Source organism: Mesorhizobium sp., assembly GCF_041661565.1.
In the GTDB taxonomy this organism is placed as follows: domain Bacteria; phylum Pseudomonadota; class Alphaproteobacteria; order Rhizobiales; family Rhizobiaceae; genus Mesorhizobium.
The window spans coordinates 1-19,322 of sequence record NZ_JBAZUD010000022.1 but is presented as its reverse complement, the minus strand read 5'-3'; the positions used below and the strand labels follow the sequence as shown (position 1 = coordinate 19,322).

The window sequence follows — 19,322 nt, the reverse complement described above, 5'->3', positions numbered from 1 at the left end:
GTTGCGATTTGCGACCTAAAGAAGGCAAACATGTCCATAACCGAAATCGAAACTTTCCGCCTGAGCCGCCGCGGCTTCCTCAATGCCGCGGCATTGGGCGCCGCCTCGATTGCGGTTTCAGCATGCGCCACCACCGGTCCGGGACCGGTCGAACCACCGCCGCCGGCCTATGTCGAACCGCCTCTGCCGGATTATGCGACGATGTACGCCGCAGTCAGCGATGGCGGCTTCGACCTTCCGGCCATACCGTTCGAGAAGATCGACCCGCAGTACCTGCGCCAGATCGTTCCCGATCCGACGGGCCAGCAGCCCGGCACCATCGTCGTCGACACGACAGGCCATCATCTCTATCTGGTGCGCCCCGGCGGCCAGGCGATCCGTTACGGCGTCGGTCTCGGCCGTGCCGGCTTCGAATGGTCCGGCGACGCCGTCGTCCAGTGGAAGCAGAAGTGGCCCAAATGGACCCCGCCGGATGAAATGATAGCCAGGCAACCGGAATTGAAGCCATACAGCGCCGACAATGGCGGCATGCCCGGCGGCCTGAAGAACCCGCTCGGCGCGCGCGCCCTGTACCTCTTCCAGGGCAATGTGGACACGCTCTACCGCCTGCACGGCTCTCCGGAATGGAGGTCGATCGGCAAGTCGGTCTCGTCAGGCTGTGTTCGCTTCATGAACCAGGACATCATCGATCTCTACGATCGTGTTCCGTCGAAGACCCCGGTCATTGTCACCGCCGATATTGGTCAGGCAAACGTGGCGACGGCCAACCGCCGCGCTATCCCGATCGACGCCGGCGTGCCGGACGACGCTGTCTTCTGAGCCGGCGCCGGAGTGGCCGTTCGCCGACTCCAAGCCGGTCTCATCGTCCGCGGGACAGGCTGCCCAGGATTCCGCGCACGATCGCCCGGCCCACGGAAGAGCCGACGGATCGAACCACCGACTTGATCGCGGCCTCGGCCACTGTTTGCCGATTGGACGGGCGCGGCGCCGGTGCGCGCCTGCCGCTGGACTCCGGCTTGTCATCGTCAGTGCCGAAGCCCGGAATGGTCCAGCGCGAGCCGCCGGTGCCCGCCTGCCGCCCCTGTTCTTCGGAATCCTGTGCTTCCCTGGCCTTCTTCTGCAGCATTTCGAAGGCTGATTCGCGATCGATGGTCTGGTCGTATTGTCCAGCGACAGGGCTTTCCTGAATGAGCCGGCGGCGCTCGTCGGGCGTTATCGGACCAAGGCGCGAGGACGGCGGGCGGACCAGCGTGCGCTGCACCATGGACGGAATGCCCTTGGCCTCCAGCGTCGAGACCAGCGCTTCGCCGGTGCCGAGCTGGGTAATGGCGGTCATGCAGTCGAAATCGGGATTTGGACGGAACGTCTCGGCCGCCGTCTTCACCGCCTGCTGTTCACGAGGCGTATAGGCGCGCAACGCATGCTGGACGCGATTGCCGAGCTGGGCCAGGACCTTTTCAGGAATGTCCAAGGGGTTCTGGGTGACGAAATACACGCCGACGCCTTTCGAGCGGATCAGGCGGACGACCTGTTCGACGCGGTCGATCAGAACCTTCGGCGCTTCATCGAACAGGAGATGCGCCTCGTCGAAGAAGAACACCAGCTTCGGCCTGTCAGGATCGCCGACTTCCGGGAGCACTTCGAACAGTTCCGACATCAGCCATAGCAGGAAGGTCGCGTAGAGGCGCGGGTTCATCATCAGCTTGTCGGCGGCAAGCACGCTGATGGCGCCGCGACCATCACGCGTCGTTCGCATGATGTCGGCAATGCGCAATGCCGGCTCGCCGAAGAAATGCGCCGCACCCTGCTGCTCGAGGACCAGAAGCGTGCGCTGGATGGCTCCCACGGAAGGCTTGGTCACGTTGCCGTAGCGCGAGCCCAGTTCGTCGGCGCGGTCTGCGATGTTGGCGAGCAGGGCCTGCAAGTCCTTCATATCGAGCAGCAGCAGGCCTTCCTCGTCGGCCAGGCGGAAGGCGATGTTCATGATGCCTTCCTGCGCCTCGGTGAGGTTCATCAGGCGCGACAACAGCAATGGGCCCATCTCCGAGACCGTGGCGCGGATCGGATGGCCCTGCTCCCCGAACAGATCCCAGAAGATGACGGGAAATTCCTGGAAGTCGTAGGGGTCGAGCCTGACCTGTTGCGCCCGCTTGACGAGGAAATCCTGGGCTGTGCCCATCATGGCAATGCCGGAGAGATCGCCCTTGATGTCGGCGCAGAACACCGGCACGCCGGCATTGGAAAATCCTTCCGCCAGGATCTGCAAGGTGACTGTCTTGCCGGTGCCGGTGGCGCCGGTCACAAGGCCGTGGCGGTTGCCATACTGCAGCAGCAACTGCTCGGCGCGCTGGTAGCTGTCGTCCGGCTTGCGGCTGGCGCCAATGAAAATGCTGGTGTCGTCAGCCATATGTACGCTCTCCGCAATGCTATTTGTCTCTAAAACCAGGGCTCGCCGCAGGTATAGTCAGCCTGCCGCAGAGCGACAATGCCAATCCTCGAAATCGGATTTTGGAAGCTTGCGGATTTCGCACGTGTTTGGCAATCGTTCAGGCAGGCAGCCGCCCCTAAACCGGGGATCGATTTCAGTCATGGAGACTGCATTGCATTGCGGTAATGAACCGGGACCCGTAGACTGACGCATCGCCTGGTGCGGCTGCAAGAAAACGAGGAAAACGGATGGGCGCCGGAGCCTTGACCAAGGATGCTGAACCCGTGAACGCAGAGCGCCAGCGTTGGATGGCCCTGGCGGAAAAGGCGCTGGCCGGCGCATCGTTCGAGGAAAGGCTGGTCTCGCGCACGGATGACGGCATTCGCGTCGAGCCGCTCTACGACCGTGCGACCGGGTCGGACCCGATCGTGCGCGCCAATCCGCTGTCGCCGTGGATCGTCAGCCAGCGTGTCGACGATCCCGATATCGACCGCGCCAAGGCCCAAGCGCTGGAAGACGTTACCCAGGGCGCGACGGGCCTGTCGCTCGTCTTCGAAGGCGCCCCGAATGCATTCGGCCATGGTCTGCCGAGAACCACCCAGGCGCTGGAGACGGTGCTGGACGGCATACCCCTCGACCGCGTGCAGATCCGCATCGATGCCCATCCCTGGAGCCGCGCTGTCGCCGACTGGCTGGTGGCGTTTCTAGGCAAACGCCGGTCCGATCCGGCCAAGCTCAACCTCTCCTTCGGCATCGATCCGGCGGCGATCTTCGCCGGAACCGGCCGGTTGCGCATGTCAATCGAGGCTTTGCAGGCATCGATGCCGCAATCGCTGGCGCATTTCTTCTCGATGGGTGTTCCCGGCGTGGTGCTGGAGGCCGATGGGCGTGTGTTTCACAATGCCGGCGCCACCGAGGCGCAAGAGCTTGGCATCATGCTCGCTTCGGCCGTCTCCTATCTCAGGATGTTCGAGACGGCCCGGCAGCCGCTTATCTACGCCGCGCCTCACATCGGCTTCGCGCTCAGCGTCGACCAGGACCAATTCCTGTCGATGGCCAAGGTGCGGGCCCTGCGCAGGCTTTGGGCGCGGGTTCAGGAGGCCTGCTCGATCCCCAGCTCCACTGCCAACATCCATGCGGAGACTTCGTTTCGCATGATGACGGTGTCGGATCCCGAGACGAACATCCTGCGCACCGCCATTGCCGGCTTCGCGGCGGCGGCCGGCGGCGCCGATTCGATCTCCATCCTGCCGCACACGACCGCGCACGGCCTGCCGACCGGGTTTGCCCGCCGGGTCGCCCGCAACGCGCAGTTGATCATGGCCAATGAAAGCCATGTCGATCATGTCGCCGATCCTGCCCATGGCTGCGGCGCTGTCGAAGCCCTGACCGCGGAGCTATGCGAAGCGGCCTGGGCGCAATTGCAGACGATCGAGGCCGAGGGCGGGGTGTTGTCCAGCCTCCAGGACGGGCATATCCAGGCCCGCGTTCATGCCGCCGCCGCGCGGCGCAACGAGGCCTACCGGTCAGGCGAGCGGGCAATCATCGGCACGACGCTCTATCCCCTGAAAAACGAGCGTCCGGTCGAGACCCTGGCGGCGGAACGGCGGCCACCCTTCACCGAAGGGGTCGCCGTCTGCGAACCCCTGTTTCCCGTCCGCATCGACCAATCCCTCGGAGCCAGCTCTTGATACCCGATTTCAGTCAAATCGGCTGGGTGCCGCCACGCCGCGCGCAGGTCGATGTCAAAGGGCAGCGGACAACGCCCGAAGGCCTTGTCGTCAAGCATCTCTATACCGAGGGCGACCTCAAGGGATTGCCGTATCTCGATACCTATCCCGGCCTGCCGCCCTTCGTGCGCGGCCCCTACCCCACAATGTATGTCCAGCAGCCCTGGACCATCCGGCAATATGCCGGGTTCTCGACGGCGGAGGAATCCAACGCCTTCTACCGGCGCAACCTTGCCGCCGGCCAGAAGGGCCTGTCGGTCGCCTTCGATCTCGCCACGCATCGCGGCTATGACAGCGACCATCCGCGCGTTGCCGGCGATGTCGGCATGGCCGGCGTCGCCATCGATTCCATTCTCGACATGCGCCAGCTGTTCGATGGAATTCCGCTCGATGAGATGACGGTGTCGATGACGATGAACGGCGCGGTGTTGCCGATCATGGCGCTCTACATCGTGGCGGCTGAGGAACAGGGCGTCGCCCAGAAGGATCTCGCCGGAACCATCCAGAACGACATCCTGAAGGAGTTCATGGTCCGCAACACCTATATCTATCCGCCAAAGCCCTCGATGCGGATCGTGTCGGACATCTTCTCCTACACGTCGAAGAACATGCCCAAGTTCAACTCGATATCGATCTCCGGCTACCACATGCAGGAGGCAGGCGCGACGGCGGACCTCGAGCTCGGCTATACGATCGCCGACGGCATCGAATACGCCCGTGCCGGTGTAGCCGCCGGCCTCGATATCGACCGCTTCGCGCCGCGACTGTCCTTCTTCTGGGCGATTGGCATGAACTTCTTCATGGAAGTTGCCAAGCTGCGCGCCGCCCGCCTCTTGTGGGCGACTTTGATGGCGAAGAATTTCTCGCCGAAGGACGAGCGCTCACTGTCGCTGCGCACGCATTGCCAGACATCGGGCTGGTCGCTCACGGCGCAGGACCCGTACAACAACATCATCCGCACCATGATCGAGGCGATGGCGGCGACTCAAGGCCACACGCAGTCCTTGCACACCAATTCCTTCGACGAGGCAATGGCGCTGCCAACCGACCACTCCGCGCGCATTGCCCGCAATACGCAGCTCATCCTGCAAAAGGAATCAGGCACGACGCGCATCATCGATCCGTGGGGCGGTTCGGCCTATGTCGAGAGGCTCACTCATGACTTGGCGGCGCGGGCGCTTGCCCATATCGAGGAGGTCGAGGCGCTCGGCGGCATGGCGGCCGCGACCGAACAGGGCATTCCAAAGTTGCGCATCGAGGAAGCCGCCGCCCGCACCCAGGCGCGCATCGATTCCGGCGAGCAGATGCTGGTCGGCGTCAACGCCTATCGCCCGGGGACGGACATCGAGGTCGATGTGCTGAAGATCGACAATGCCGAGGTCAGGGCCCGGCAATTGTCGAAGCTGCAAAGCCTGAAAGGCACGCGCGATGTCGCCGCCGTCGAAGGCGCGCTCGACGCGCTGACCCGTGCTGCGCATGGCAATGAAAATCTGCTTGAATTCGCCATCCGCGCCGCACGCGCCAACGCCACGGTGGGCGAGATTTCGATGGCTCTGGAGAAGGCCTTCGGCCGTCATGTCGCCACGGTGCAGACAATTTCAGGCGTCTATCGCAAGACGCTTGGCGACAATGCGGTGGTCGACGGGCTGCAGCAAAAGCTCGATGCCTTCGAGAAAAAGTTCGGCGGCAAGCCGCGCATCCTCGTGGCCAAGATGGGACAGGACGGCCACGACCGGGGGCAGAAGGTCATCGCCACGGCTTTCGCCGATCTGGGTTTCGACGTCACCGTCGGCGCGATGTTCCAGACACCGGAGGAGATCGCCAGGCTTGCGGTGGCGCAGGACGTCCATATCGTCGGCGCCTCGTCGCTGGCGGCGGGACATCTGACGCTGATCCCCGAGTTGCGCGATGCGCTGAAAAAGCTCGGACGCGGCGACATGCTGATCGTGGCCGGCGGCGTCATCCCGCCGCAAGACTATGAAGCGGTGCTGCAAGCCGGAGCGGCGGAAATCTTCCCGCCGGGCACTGTCATTCCGGAAGCGGCGGACCGCTTGCTGGACAGGCTGCTGGCGGGCTGAGCTCGACGACGGATCAGGCGCCGTGATCTTGCCACGGAAAACACTCGACAGCCTGAACCTGCAAGTCGGCGATCAACTCCAGGTCATCGAAACCGATGACGGCATCGTTGTCAGTCCGGTGGGGAGCGACGACGTCCAACGGCAGATGCGCGTTGCTCGTGATGTGATGGACAAGTATCAGACTGCCTTGCAAAGGCTGACCAAGTAGGGAAGCACATTGGCGTCAGGCATCCGACAGCTTGACGATTTCCCATTCCTTGCCGTTGACGCTCGCCACGTCGCCGACCTTCTTGCCGAACAAGGCGACCGCCATTGGCGAGACGTGGGAAATTGTACCCTTGGCCGGATCGGCCTCGTCCTCGCCGACGATTTTCCAGTGGACCTTCTTGCCGTCATCACCTTCCAGCGTGACGCCCATGCCGAAGCGCACCAGATCGCTGCCCGGCTCCGGCACGGACAGTTCGGCGTTCTCACGTCGGGCGGTCCAGTAGCGCAAGTCGCGCGACACCAACGCGATGCGTTCGCGATCGGCTTTCTTCTCTGCTTTGGCGAGATCGTCGCGTAACTCAGTCAGGGCCTGCTCGATCTGTGCCAGGCCGTGTTCAGTCACCAGGTTACGGTGTTGGCTCACCGGCCGCTCGCCAATGCCGGCAATGGCGTTTTCGCTGTCTTCTTCGCGGGTAAAAGCTCTGCTCATCCGCCAAACTTAGGCCTGACGGGCAAACTTCACAAGCCATCCGCGCCGAGCCGCGCCGAATTGCCAACATCTGGCACGATTCCTGCGGATCTCAGGCTGAATGCCGGGGTCCCGTGCCAATGTTGAACAGACGAAACCTGCTTGTCGGTACCGCCGGCTTTGCCGTCCTGGGCCTTTCCCTTGGCAAGGTGGCGGCTGCCAATCTGTCCGGAATCGAAAAAGCTTCGATGCGCGGTTCGATCAACGCCGCCGAACTCGGTGTCCAACCCGGCACCCTCGACGATCAGAGCAAAGCCTTCGCCAGGCTGCTGCGCGATGCGAACGACCGCGATATGCCGGTGTTCCTGCCGCCAGGTACTTATGTCGTCTCCAACCTCTCGCTGCCCGGCCGCGTGCGGCTTTCCGGCGTGCCGGGCGCAACGCGGATCGTCTATGGCGGCGACGGCCATCTGTTCATGGCCGAACAGGCCAGCCACATCGAACTCACCGGATTGGTCTTCGATGGCACGAACCGCCCGATGGGTGATTACGCGCAGGGACTGCTCGATCTGCGGCGGGTCGCGCATCTCGTCGTCGACAATTGCCAGGTAACCGGCAGCGGCAAGAACGGACTTGCCCTGGAACGGGTGGCAGGCCGGATCGAGCGCTCTGATGTATCGGGGGCCGCGGATGCCGGCATCTATTCGGTGGAGGCCGGCGGGCTGGCGATCTCAGGCAACACGGTCAGCGACTGTGCCAATGGCGGCATCCTGGTGCACCGCTGGCAGGCGGCGCAGGACGGCACGATGGTCACCGGCAACCGTGTCGAACGGATCGGCGCGCGCAGCGGCGGAACCGGTCAAAACGGCAACGGCATCAATGCCTTCCGCGCCGGAAACGTCGTCATTTCGGGCAATGTCGTCTCCGACTGCGCCTTCTCGGCGATCCGTGCCAACAGTTCCGGCAATTTGCGGATATCGGACAACACCTGCTCGCGCTCCGGCGAGACCGCGATCTATTCCGAATTCTCGTTCGAAGGCGCCATCATCAGCAACAACATCGTCGATGGCGCCGCCAACGGCATCTCGATCGTCAACTTCAACGAAGGCGGCCGCATGGGTGTCTGCACGGGCAACATCGTGCGCAACCTGTCGACAAGCGGCCCCTACCCCGCCGATCCGCCCGGGTTTGGCGTCGGCATCAGCGTCGAGGCCGACACCACTGTTTCCAGCAATGTCGTCGAGAACGCACCGCTCTATGGCATGCAGATCGGCTGGGGGCCGTATCTGCGCAACGTCGTCGCCATGGGAAACATCATCCGCAAGGCCGGAACGGGCATTGTCGTCAGCGTGGTTGAAGGCGCCGGCACGGCGGTCATCTCGGACAATGTCATCGATGGGACACTGCACGGCGCCATTGTCGGCCAGCGCTGGGCCGAGCCGGCGACCGGCGACCTCGCCAAATCAACGGATACCGGCTATCCGCATCTGACGGTTGAACGCAACAAGGTCAGCTAGAATAGTCAGCGTTCGCTCGGCTTCTCGCGTTTTATTGGCGGCGACTTCTCGGCAGAGACGTCCGATTCCACATCGACTACCACAGGCTTCACGAACCAGGCGTGCTCGAAATGAGCACTCGAAGACGGAAGATCCAACGTCGGAAAGGCCTTGTTGATTTTATTGATGGCCCAGACCAAGCCGCACAAAATACCGATGTAGGCCAACACACACGCAAGCATGGCTTTCAGACCCGCATTGTCGGCCACCCAATGCGCTGTCCGCTCGCTAAAGGATAAAAGCGACAAGCCTGTAAAAAGAAGTCCGTATAGGAGGCCAAGTGCAATTCGGTGATACACAATGCCGCTCGCAATCTGGAATTTAGTGCGAACTTATACTTAAATGCCTGAAAATTCGCAAAAGCCAGACATCGAATTTAAATGACCAAGACGAATCACCAAGCGCATTTTTGTTCAACAGTTAAGTAGCGGACGCATCGGCTAGCCAATCGCCGCCGTTGGTCGCAACGAACCTACCTTGGCGCCGATCCGGCTTTCTATCGCTTCATTCGCCAGTCCAAGCAACCTCGCGGACAGCGCCTCGTCCGCATGAAGCAATTTTGCGAGGACGGCAGCGACCATCGCATCGCCCGCGCGGCTGGCGCCGTCGTCGCATTTCACGGCGATGCCGAGGCCGAGTTCCGGAATTGCGGCACAATGGACGCCTTCGGCGCCGCCCTTCGCGAAGATCCGGCCAGGGGCGGCTTCCATCAAGGCAACGTCGGCGCGACCGGTGCCGGCAACGAAGAACGGTTCCGCCATGCATGCCGAAAGCAGTCGCTTCGCGGCCTTCGCCCGCTCGGGGCCAAAACCGGTTGCAGTGGCCATGCGGGCAAAGCCGAGCGCGAAACTCCTCAGCGGCACCGCATAGGTCGGGATCGAGCAGCCATCGATCGCCCGCTCGTCTGCACCATGCACGGTGCCGGTGACCGCTTGCATGGCGTCACGCACCATCTCCTGCATGCCATGTCCCGCCTTGACGTAGCCACGGGGGTCGATGCCGGAATGTACGCAGGTGCAAAGGAATCCGGCGTGCTTGCCGGAACAGTTGTTGTGTAGCGCATTGGGCGAACCGCCGCCGCGGGCGAGCGCGATCTCCGCGTCATGGCTGGAAGGCCAATGCGTGCCGCACTCGAGTGCTGACTGGTCCAGCCCGGCCTTGGCCAGCATCGACCGTGCCAGTTCGACATGCGCGGGTTCGCCCGAATGCGAAGCGCAGGCCAGCGCCAGTTCGCGATTGCCGAAGCCATAGGCATCGGCCGCACCCGATTCGATCAGCGGCAGGGCCTGGATCGCCTTGACCGCCGAGCGCGGAAACACCGGTTTGGTGGTGTCGCCGATTTCCCAGACCGGCTTGCCGTCGCCGTCGAAGACGGCGACCGCGCCGCGATGTGCACTCTCGACGATTGCACCGCGCAGGACTTCGACCAGAACCGGATTCGCCATGACACCTCCCTAGATCAGTTCACCGTTTCACAGAACCGCTAACTGATCTAACTCTTTGTTTTCACGCAATTCCGGACGGAAAAACGCCCCCACTTTTCCTGGAATTGCTCTAGATGCGGGCCGTTTACCTGATCCGGTCGAGGATGGAAACGTAGCTGGCGACCGCCGCGCCGCCCATGTTGAAGATGCCGCCGAGCTTTGCGCCGGGCACCTGGATGCCGCCGGCTTCGCCGACCAGCTGCATGGCGGTCAGCACATGCATGGAGACGCCCGTGGCGCCGATCGGATGGCCCTTGGCCTTCAGCCCACCGGAGGGGTTGACCGGCAACCTGCCTCCCTTCGCCGTCGAGCCGTCCAATGCCAGCCTGGCTCCCTCGCCCGGCCTGGCAAGGCCCATGGCCTCGTATTCGATCAGTTCGGCGATGGTGAAGCAGTCATGCGTCTCGACGAAGGAAAGGTCGTCGAGCGTCACGCCGGCGTTCTTCAGCGCCTGGTTCCAGGCGTGCTCGCAGCCTTCGAAGGCGAGGATGTCGCGCTTCGACATCGGCAGGAAATCCTGCACATGCTCATTGGCGCGGAACGCCACCGCGCGACGCATCTTCAGCGCCGTGCCAGTGTCGGCAAGAACAAGGGCGGCGGCGCCATCCGAGACCAGCGAGCAGTCGGTGCGTTTCAGCGGACCGGCGACGAAAGGGTTCTTCTCGCTTTCCTGGCGGCAGAACTCGTAGCCGAAATCCTTGCGCATCTGCGCATAGGGATTGTCGACGCCGTTCTTGTGGTTCTTGGCGGCGATCATCGCCAGCGCGTCGGATTGGTCGCCATAGCGCTGGAAATAGGCCTGCGCGATCTTGCCGAAGACGCCGGCAAAACCGGCCGGCGTGTCGCCATCCTCCGGCAGATAGGAGGCCTTCAGCAGGTTCTTGCCGATCTCGGGTCCAGGCGTCGTCGTCATCTGCTCGGCACCGACCACCAGCACGATGCGCGCCGCGTTGGCGTCGATGGCGCGGATGCCCTGCCTGACCGCCGCCGATCCGGTGGCGCAGGCATTCTCGACGCGCGTCGCCGGTTTGAAGCGCAGCCGGTCGTCGGCCTGCAGGACCAGGCTGGCGGTGAAATCCTGGGCCGAAAAGCCGGCGTTGAAATGACCGAGCACGATCTCGTCAACCTCGTCTGGACCGATGCCGGCATGATCGAGCGCGTTCGTGGCGACCTTGACGATCAGGCTTTCCAGCGTCTCGCCTTCGAGCTTGCCGAAACGCGAATGCGCCCAGCCAACGATGCATGCGGTCATGGCGGTCTCCTTCCTTGGCGCCTTCCCCGCGTAGCAGTCCAGGCGCACTTCGCTCTATTGTTCAAATATAAACAATCACGGTCCTGTCGTGAAGGGGCTGTAACCGGACAATCGCTTGGTACAGCCGCCATCGTGCCGATCTTTTTTGTTGATTGACGCGTCAATAAAAAATAATCTCGGCTGCAATAATCCGGGAACAGCATGCCGAAAATCGGAATGGAGCCATTGCGCCGCAAGGCGCTTATCGACGCGACGATCTCGGCGATCGGCGAGCGTGGCTCGCTTGACGTGACGATGTCCGAGATCGCCGGCCGCGCGGGCGTTTCCTCGGCGCTCGCCCATCATTATTTCGGGGCCAAGGATGAACTGTTGCTGGCGACGATGCGGCATATCCTCGCCGAGTTGACCATCGACATGCGGCGCGCCCTGCTATCCGCCGCATCGCCGCGCGATCGCGTCTCGGCCGTCGTCGCCGTCAACTTTTCCGACATCCAGTTCCGGCCGGAAACCATCGCCGCCTGGCTCGCCTTCTATGTCGAGGCGCAGAAGTCGTCGACCTTGCGACGGCTGCTCAGGGTCTATGCGCGGCGGCTGCATTCGAACCTGATGAGCGGGCTGACCGGCATATTGCCGAGAAGCGAAGCCGATCGCGTCGCCGAGACGACAGCGGCATTGATCGACGGGCTCTACATCCGGCGAGCGTTGAAGGACGGCGTGCCCGACGCGGCAACGGCGATCCGGCTGGTCGAGGACTATCTTGAAACCAAACTTGGCGAGCGGCACCCCCAGTGACAGCAAAGCGACCGAATTTCCTGATCGTCATGGTCGATCAGCTCAACGGAACCTTGTTCCCGGACGGGCCGGCGGAGTACCTGCATGCGCCAAACCTGAAGGCGCTGGCCGCGCGTTCGGCCCGATTCAAGAACAACTACACGGCGTCGCCGCTCTGTGCGCCGGGCCGCGCCTCGTTCATGAGCGGGCAATTGCCGTCGCGCACAGGGGTCTACGACAACGCCGCCGAATTCGCCTCGTCGATCCCCACCTTCGCCCACCACCTGCGTGCCGCCGGCTATTACACCTGCCTGTCGGGCAAGATGCACTTCGTCGGGCCGGACCAGTTGCACGGCTTCGAGGAGCGGCTGACCACCGACATCTATCCCGCCGATTTCGGCTGGACGCCGGATTATCGCAAACCTGACGAGCGGATCGATTGGTGGTATCACAATCTCGGTTCGGTGACCGGTGCCGGGGTCGCCGAGACCACCAATCAGTTGGAGTATGACGACGAGGTCGTGTTCTTGGCCTCGCAGAAACTCTACCAGCTTTCGCGCGACCAGGACGATACCAGCCATCGGCCCTGGTGCCTCACCGTTTCGCTGTCGCATCCCCATGATCCCTATGTCGCGCGCAAGCAGTATTGGGACCTCTATGAGCATTGCCAGGCGATGGATCCGGAAACTGGGTTCATCGCCTATGACGATCAGGACATGCATTCGCAGAGGCTGTACCGCGCCAGCGACTATGCGTCCTTCGACATCACCCCCGAGCAGGTGCGCCGTTCGCGTCGCGGCTATTTCGCCAACATTTCCTATGTCGACGACAAGCTCGGCGAACTGCTGGATGTTCTGGGCCGCACGCGCATGCTCGACGACACCATCATCCTGTTCTGCTCGGACCATGGCGACATGCTGGGCGAGCGTGGCCTGTGGTTCAAGATGAGCTTCTTCGAGGGCTCGGCGCGGGTGCCGCTGATGATCGCCGGCAAAGGTGTGCCGGCCGGGCTGATCGAGGCACCGGTCTCCAATCTCGACGTGACACCGACGCTCTGCGACCTCGCCGACATCGACATCGAGGCGATCGCGCCGTGGACCGACGGCCAGTCGCTGCTGCCGCTTGTCCACGGCACGCCTCGCACGGCGCCGGTGTTGATCGAATATGCCGCGGAGGGTTCCGCCGCGCCGCTGGTGGCGATCCGCGAGGGCAAATACAAATTCGTCCATTGCGAGCTCGATCCGCCGCTTCTGTTCGATCTCGAGTCCGACCCGCTCGAGCGAGACAATTTGGCCAGCGCTCCGGCCAATGCGGCGCTGGTGGCTGCCTTCATGGACAAGGTCCGGGCGCGCTGGGACATGGCCGGCTTCGACGCCGCCGTCCGCGAAAGCCAGGCGCGCCGCTGGGTCGTCTATCCGGCGCTGCGCAATGGCGCCTACTATCCGTGGGATTTCCAGCCGCTGCAGAAAGCCTCGGAGCGCTACATGCGCAATCACATGAACCTCGACAATCTCGAAGAGAGCAAACGGTATCCGCGAGGCGAATGATGGAAAACACGCTCGTTCCCTCTCTTGACCGACTCCAGCAGGCCTATGCGGTCACATCAACGGCGACGCAGATCACGCCGCTGCTGGAGTCGGCTGCCTTGGCTCGTGAGACGGGTGCGGCGCGCGTCTTCGTCAAGGCGGAATCGCTGCAATGGGCCGGATCGTTCAAGGTGCGCGGCGCCTATTGGCGGCTGACGCAGCTTTCTCCCGACGAGGCGAGGAAGGGCGTCGTTGCCTATTCCTCCGGCAATTTCGCGCAGGGGCTGGCCGCCGCCGGCCAGGCACTCGGCATTCCCGTGACCATCGTCATGCCGATCGATGCGCCGGCCGCCAAGCGAGACGCCACGGCAGGCTATGGCGCCCGTGTCGTGCTGACCGACCATGGCGAGCGGGCGCGTGAGGAAGTCGCCGCCGCCAAGGCGCGCGAGATCGCCGAGACCGAGGGGCTGGCGCTGCTGCATCCGTTCGACGATCCGCAGATCATCGCCGGCCAGGCGGGCGCCGGCCTCGAAGCGCTCGAGCAGCTTGAAGCCAAGGTCGCCAGTGCGGACCTTCTGTTCTGCTCGGTGGGGGGCGGAGGGCTGATCGGCGGCGTTTCGCTCGCCTTCCACTATCTGTCACCCGCCACCGAGATCATCGGCGTCGAGCCGGAAGGTTTCAACGGCATGGGCTCATCACTGGCGCAGGGCAGCATCGAGACCATGCCGATCGGCCCGAAGTCGATCTGCGACGGGCTGATGTCGCGACGGCCGGGCGACGCGCCGTTCGCGGCGGTCAAGACGGCCGGCGTTCGCGGCATTACCGTCGACGATCGATCGGTGCGCAGCGCCATGCGGATAGCCTTCGAGCGGTTGAAGCTGGTGCTTGAACCGTCGGGGGCTGCCTCGCTGGCAGCGCTGCTTGGCGGCAAGATCGATGTGAAGGGCAAGACGATCCTCGTGGTGGCAACCGGTGGCAATGTCTCGCTGGCCGATTTCATCACGCATATCAATGATGGGCGCGTCTGAACCATGCTTGAAGCGGATTTCGTCATTATCGGCTCCGGCTCGGCCGGCTCGGCCATGGCCTACCGGCTGTCGGAAGACGGCAAGCATTCGGTCATCGTCATCGAATTCGGCGGCTCCGACATCGGCCCGCTGATCCAGATGCCGTCCGCGCTGTCGATCCCGCTCAACATGAGCCTCTATGACTGGGGCTTCGCCAGCGAGCCGGAACCGCATCTCGGCGGCCGCGTTCTGGCGACCCCGCGCGGCAAGGTGATCGGCGGCTCGTCCTCGATCAACGGCATGGTCTATGTGCGCGGCCATGCCCGCGACTTCGACCATTGGGCCGAGGAAGGTGCGGCCGGATGGGGTTTTGCCGACGTGCTCCCCTATTTCAAGCGCATGGAGGACAATGATGGCGGCGAGGATGGCTGGCGCGGCCACGGCGGCCCGCTGCATGTCCAGCGCGGTGCGCGGCGCAATCCGCTCTATGGCGCCTTCGTCGAGGCGGGCCGCCAGGCAGGCTTCGAACTGACCGACGACTATAACGGCTCCAAGCAGGAAGGCTTCGGGCCCATGGAGCAGACCATACGCGGCGGCCGCCGCTGGTCGGCGGCATCGGCCTATCTGAAGCCGGCTCTCAAGCGCAAGAATGTTAGCCTGCTCAAGGGTTTCGCGCGCCGGGTGATCATCGAGAATCAACGCGCCGTCGGCGTCGAGATCGAAGCTCACAAACAGATTCAGGTCGTTAAGGCGCGGCGTGAGGTCATCGTCGCCGCTTCCTCGATCAACTCGCCGAAGATCCTGATGCTGTCGGGCATCGGCCCCGCCGAGCATTTGCGCGAACATGGCGTTGCCGTGGTGGCCGACAGGCCGGGCGTCGGCCGCAATCTGCAGGACCATCTGGAGCTCTACATCCAGCAGGAATCGCTGCAGCCGATCACGCTGAATTCGGTGCTCAATCCCTTTTCGAAGGCTTTGATCGGCGCGCAATGGCTGTTCCTCAAGTCCGGCCTTGGCGCCACCAACCATTTCGAGGCGGCCGCCTTCGTGCGCTCGCGCGCCGGTGTCGACTACCCCGACATCCAGTATCACTTCATCCCGGCCGCGGTCCGCTATGACGGCAGGGCGGCGGCCAAGTCGCACGGCTTCCAGGCGCATGTCGGACCGATGCGGTCGAAGTCGCGCGGCTCGGTGACGCTACGCTCACCAGACCCGAAATCAAAGCCGGTGATCCGCTTCAACTACATGTCGCATCCCGACGACTGGAGCGAGTTTCGTCACTGCATCAGGCTGACGCGCGAAATCTTCGGCCAGAAGGCGTTCGACGCCTATCGCGGACAAGAACTCTCGCCGGGCCCGCATGCGCGGTCGGACGACGATCTCGATGCCTTTATCCGCGACCATGCCGAAAGCGCCTACCATCCTTGCGGCACCTGCAAGATGGGCCGCGCCGATGATTTGATGAGCGTCGTCGATCCGGAATGCCGGGTCATCGGCGTCGACGGATTGCGCGTCGCCGACTCTTCGATCTTCCCGCGCGTCACCAACGGCAACCTCAATGGGCCGTCGATCATGACCGGCGAGAAGGCATCCGACCACATCCTTGGCCGCACGCCGCTGGCGCCGTCCAACCAGGAACCATGGATCAATCCGCGCTGGCAGGTATCGGACAGATAGAGCATGATCGGGCGACCGCACGATCCGCATGCCGCGAAAGATTTGGAGACCTCCCATGCGCGCCCAGCCCACGGCATCGCACTATGTCAACGGACGCTACATCGACGATGAGCAAGGGGCGCCGCTGCCGGTCATCTATCCCGCCACCGGGGAGATCATCGCCATGCTGCGTTCGGCAACACCGAACGTGCTGGAACTGGCCGTCGAGGCCGCGCGGGCCGCGCAGCCGGGCTGGGCGCGGCTGAAGCCGGTCGAGCGCGGCCGCATCCTGCGCCGCGCCGCGGACATTCTTCGGGCCCGCAATGCCGATCTTGCCCGCATCGAGACGCTGGATACCGGCAAGGCGATCCAGGAGACGCTGGTGGCGGATGCGCCCTCGGCGGCCGACTGCCTGGAGTATTTCGGCGGCGCGGTCGCGGCCTACAATGGCGAATGCGTCGATCTCGGCGGCCCTTTCGCCTACACCCGGCGCGAAGCGCTCGGCGTCTGCGTCGGCATCGGCGCCTGGAATTACCCGATCCAGATCGCCGGTTGGAAATCGGCGCCGGCGCTGGCCATGGGCAACGCCATGGTGTTCAAGCCATCGGAGAACACGCCGCTGTCGGCACTGGCGCTGGCCGAGATCTACAGCGAGGCCGGACTGCCGGACGGGCTGTTCAACGTGGTTCAGGGCTATGGCGATGTCGGTGCAGGCCTCGTTGGCCATGATGTCGTCGCCAAGGTCTCGGTGACCGGTTCGGTGCCGACCGGCCGCAAGGTGCTGTCGCTTGCCGGCTCGAAGATGAAGCACGCGACGATGGAACTCGGCGGCAAGTCGCCGCTGATCGTCTTCGACGACGCCGACATCGAAAACGCCATTGGCGGCGCCATGCTCGGCAATTTCTATTCGACCGGCCAGATCTGTTCCAACGGCACGCGCGTCTTCGTTCAGAGCGGCATCCACGATCGCTTCGTCGACCGGCTGGTCGAGCGGACCAAGAAGATCCGCATCGGCGATCCGCTCGACCCCGAAACCCAGATGGGACCGCTGGTGTCGAAGGCGCAGCATGAGAAGGTGGTCGGCTATATCGGGACCGGCAAGCAGGACGGAGCCACACTGGCCTGCGGCGGCAATGTGCCTTCGCTTCAGGGTTTCGATGGTGGCTTTTTCGTCGAGCCCACGATTTTCACCGGCGTCACCGACACGATGCGGATCGCGCGAGAAGAGATTTTCGGGCCTGTGATGAGCGTGCTGAAATTCGATGGCGAGGACGAGGTGATCGACCGCGCCAACGACACCGAGTTCGGCCTCGCCGCGGGCGTCTTCACGCGCGACCTGCCGCGCGCGCACCGCGTTATCGCCGAATTGCAGGCCGGCACCTGCTGGATCAATGCCTACAATCTGACACCGGTCGAACTGCCGTTCGGCGGCTTCAAGCAGTCCGGCATCGGCCGCGAGAATTCGCTGGCGGCGCTCGCGCACTATTCGCAATTGAAGTCGATCTACGTCGAAACCGGCGATGTCGCCAGCCCATACTGAGACGCCCCACTGGGATGCCAGGCGCCTCGCTGCCGAAGGCCCGCGAAATGCGACACAAGGGCTGCCATTGCCGCTTGCAGGAATGGAGTATGGCGGCTATAAGCCCGCGGTCTGGTCACGGAGTGTAGCGCAGCCTGGTAGCGCACCTCGTTCGGGACGAGGGGGTCGCAGGTTCAAATCCTGCCACTCCGACCAGAAAAACAGACACTTAGTGGTCTGTTTCTCCCGATACCCCGGCACTGCGCGACGGTTTCACGCCGGGGGCAAGGCTGATCTCAAAGACATGTCCTTTAGGGGCTTACACGTCTTGATCGGCCACCGATCACAGCAATGTTCATGGCGCTGCAACAATGCCTTGGTATTGTGCCGTGGCTTGTTCGTGCGATCACACAGAACCGCGATGACGATACGAATAAAACTCCCCGGCGGCACTTTGAAAGTGAAGAGCTATCGCGAATTGCGCGCGCATGAGCGGGACAGGCGTGTTCCCGTCATGAAGATGGGGGCAATCTACCTCATCTGGTGGTCAAACCGACGGCGGCGGCCCTCGCCGGATATCGGTAGCGAGACATAACGAGCTTTCGAAGCGCCTTGCATAGCGAGGCTAAGCTCCGAAAAGCATCAAGACCCGGATCGCAGTGAGCGGCGACCACGAGTGCCGGAAATTTTCATTGTCGATCTATGGCCGTATCGCCTCGATAGACGCATGATCGCGTCGAACAATCCTGGCGTCTCGGGCAATAGCGGCTTGTTCCCCCGGACACCTTCCGTCAGAAGACTAGTTTGGGCAGCGCTGGTTGCGATCACGTTCGCCAGCGGCTGAACGTTAGGTGCGGACATGACTCTGATTTCAACGAGAACGACCAGGTCAATGCTGATCATCGCCCTGTTTTTCGTCGCGGGCTGTTCATCAATGGCCAGAACGGTCAATCCTGCGAAATACGACGGCATGAGTTGCACCGAACTCAACAGCGCGCTGGGCGACAATGCGCGCGCCATCTCGCAGACCGCCGTTACCCGCGGCAAGGTCGCGAACGCCAGCGTTCCACGCTGGGTGCCGGGGGGCTCGCGTGTCAAGGGTGCGGTCGCAGCCCGAGAAACGACCAGGATCGAGCGGCTGAAGCAGCAGCAGGATGCCATCATCGCGGCGCGGTCGCGCAAGTGCCCGAGCGCAGCGGGCTGAACGGGCGGGCAGACAGCCGACTTTGCCGGCAGCCTCAGGCGCTCAGGCGAAAGCGGGTGACGTCGATCGCAGCGGCCATCAGCGTCTGCGTATAGACATGCCGCGGGTTGCTGAAGATCGCCTCCGTTGGTCCCTCTTCGACGATCTTGCCCTGCTTCATGACGATGATGTAGTCGGCCATGGCGCGGACGACCGAAAGGTCGTGGCTGATGAAGAGGTAGGAGAGTTCGTGGTCGGCCTGCAGCTTGCGCAGCAGTTCGACGATCTGCTTCTGCACCGAGCGGTCCAGCGCCGAGGTCGGCTCGTCGAGCACCACCAGCCTGGGTTTCAGGATCATGGCCCGCGCAATGGCGATGCGCTGCCGCTGTCCGCCGGAGAATTCGTGCGGGTAGCGGTTGCGGGCGTTGGGGTCCAGGCCAACCTCCAGCAACGCTT

Annotated in this window: 17 protein-coding genes and 1 tRNA gene; 12 read left to right on the top strand and 6 right to left on the bottom strand. The window is 63.3% G+C overall.

Annotation, left to right across the window (positions count from 1 at the left end):
* Positions 1 to 30: 30 nt before the first annotated feature.
* A complete protein-coding gene (locus WC739_RS06305) occupies positions 31 to 819 on the top strand; it encodes a L,D-transpeptidase (RefSeq protein WP_372952162.1) in 789 nt (262 codons plus the stop codon).
* A 40-nt stretch (positions 820 to 859) separates the two neighbouring features.
* Here WC739_RS06305 and WC739_RS06300 read toward each other — a convergent pair whose 3' ends face one another.
* Entirely contained in the window at positions 860 to 2,407 is a 1,548-nt protein-coding gene (locus tag WC739_RS06300; protein ID WP_372952161.1) for a helicase HerA-like C-terminal domain-containing protein, read from the bottom strand.
* Positions 2,408 to 2,676: 269 nt separating this feature from the next.
* On the opposite strand from WC739_RS06300, the gene WC739_RS06295 reads away from it, so the two are divergent.
* Genes WC739_RS06295 through WC739_RS06285 form a run of 3 tightly spaced genes read left to right on the top strand, consistent with a single transcriptional unit; the run spans position 2,677 to position 6,444 of the window.
* Positions 2,677 to 4,119: a methylmalonyl-CoA mutase subunit beta gene (locus WC739_RS06295; RefSeq protein WP_372952160.1), complete on the top strand. Its 1,443-nt coding sequence runs from the start codon at positions 2,677 to 2,679 to the stop codon at positions 4,117 to 4,119.
* Complete coding sequence (scpA, locus tag WC739_RS06290) at positions 4,116 to 6,236, top strand: methylmalonyl-CoA mutase (protein WP_372952159.1); 2,121 nt, start codon at positions 4,116 to 4,118, stop codon at positions 6,234 to 6,236. Before WC739_RS06295 ends, scpA begins: the two co-directional genes overlap by 4 nt.
* Before the next feature lie 22 nt (positions 6,237 to 6,258).
* Positions 6,259 to 6,444, top strand: coding sequence for an AbrB/MazE/SpoVT family DNA-binding domain-containing protein (locus tag WC739_RS06285; protein ID WP_372952158.1), 186 nt, complete (start codon positions 6,259 to 6,261; stop codon positions 6,442 to 6,444).
* 15 nt (positions 6,445 to 6,459) lie between these two features.
* On the opposite strand, the gene greA is transcribed toward WC739_RS06285, so the two are convergent.
* Complete coding sequence (gene greA / locus WC739_RS06280; protein WP_372952157.1) at positions 6,460 to 6,933, bottom strand: transcription elongation factor GreA; 474 nt, start codon at positions 6,931 to 6,933, stop codon at positions 6,460 to 6,462.
* A gap of 119 nt (positions 6,934 to 7,052) precedes the next feature.
* On the opposite strand from greA, the gene WC739_RS06275 reads away from it, so the two are divergent.
* Positions 7,053 to 8,429, top strand: a complete 1,377-nt coding sequence (locus WC739_RS06275; RefSeq protein WP_372952156.1) for a TIGR03808 family TAT-translocated repetitive protein — start codon at positions 7,053 to 7,055, stop codon at positions 8,427 to 8,429.
* Positions 8,430 to 8,434: 5 nt separating this feature from the next.
* Here the strand turns inward: WC739_RS06275 and WC739_RS06270 are convergent, their stop codons facing one another.
* The 3 genes from WC739_RS06270 to WC739_RS06260 all read right to left on the bottom strand — a co-directional run bounded on the left by WC739_RS06270 (position 8,435) and on the right by WC739_RS06260 (position 11,204).
* Positions 8,435 to 8,677: a hypothetical protein gene (locus WC739_RS06270; protein ID WP_372952155.1), complete on the bottom strand. Its 243-nt coding sequence runs from the start codon at positions 8,675 to 8,677 to the stop codon at positions 8,435 to 8,437.
* Between the two features lie 231 nt (positions 8,678 to 8,908).
* Complete coding sequence (locus WC739_RS06265) at positions 8,909 to 9,913, bottom strand: asparaginase (RefSeq protein ID WP_372952153.1); 1,005 nt, start codon at positions 9,911 to 9,913, stop codon at positions 8,909 to 8,911.
* Positions 9,914 to 10,037: 124 nt separating this feature from the next.
* Positions 10,038 to 11,204 (bottom strand): acetyl-CoA acetyltransferase, encoded by a 1,167-nt coding sequence (locus tag WC739_RS06260; RefSeq protein WP_372952152.1) that lies wholly within the window; start codon positions 11,202 to 11,204, stop codon positions 10,038 to 10,040.
* Positions 11,205 to 11,405: 201 nt separating this feature from the next.
* On the opposite strand from WC739_RS06260, the gene betI reads away from it, so the two are divergent.
* From betI to WC739_RS06225, 7 genes are all read left to right on the top strand, one after another.
* Positions 11,406 to 11,996, top strand: coding sequence for a transcriptional regulator BetI (betI, locus tag WC739_RS06255; protein ID WP_372952151.1), 591 nt, complete (start codon positions 11,406 to 11,408; stop codon positions 11,994 to 11,996).
* On the top strand, positions 11,993 to 13,522 hold the full coding sequence (gene betC, locus WC739_RS06250; protein WP_372952150.1) for a choline-sulfatase: 1,530 nt from the start codon (positions 11,993 to 11,995) through the stop codon (positions 13,520 to 13,522). Before betI ends, betC begins: the two co-directional genes overlap by 4 nt.
* Entirely contained in the window at positions 13,519 to 14,529 is a 1,011-nt protein-coding gene (locus tag WC739_RS06245) for a threonine/serine dehydratase (protein WP_372952149.1), read from the top strand. Before betC ends, WC739_RS06245 begins: the two co-directional genes overlap by 4 nt.
* A 3-nt stretch (positions 14,530 to 14,532) precedes the next feature.
* Positions 14,533 to 16,185, top strand: coding sequence for a choline dehydrogenase (gene betA, locus WC739_RS06240; RefSeq protein ID WP_372952148.1), 1,653 nt, complete (start codon positions 14,533 to 14,535; stop codon positions 16,183 to 16,185).
* 55 nt (positions 16,186 to 16,240) lie between these two features.
* Positions 16,241 to 17,704, top strand: a complete 1,464-nt coding sequence (gene betB / locus WC739_RS06235; protein ID WP_372952147.1) for a betaine-aldehyde dehydrogenase — start codon at positions 16,241 to 16,243, stop codon at positions 17,702 to 17,704.
* 118 nt (positions 17,705 to 17,822) lie between these two features.
* Positions 17,823 to 17,899: transfer RNA gene (locus WC739_RS06230), tRNA-Pro, on the top strand.
* Positions 17,900 to 18,575: 676 nt separating this feature from the next.
* Positions 18,576 to 18,887, top strand: a complete 312-nt coding sequence (locus WC739_RS06225) for a hypothetical protein (protein ID WP_372952146.1) — start codon at positions 18,576 to 18,578, stop codon at positions 18,885 to 18,887.
* A 34-nt stretch (positions 18,888 to 18,921) separates the two neighbouring features.
* On the opposite strand, the gene WC739_RS06220 is transcribed toward WC739_RS06225, so the two are convergent.
* On the bottom strand, positions 18,922 to 19,322 hold a 401-nt coding region (locus tag WC739_RS06220), incomplete at its 5' end, for an ATP-binding cassette domain-containing protein (protein ID WP_372952145.1).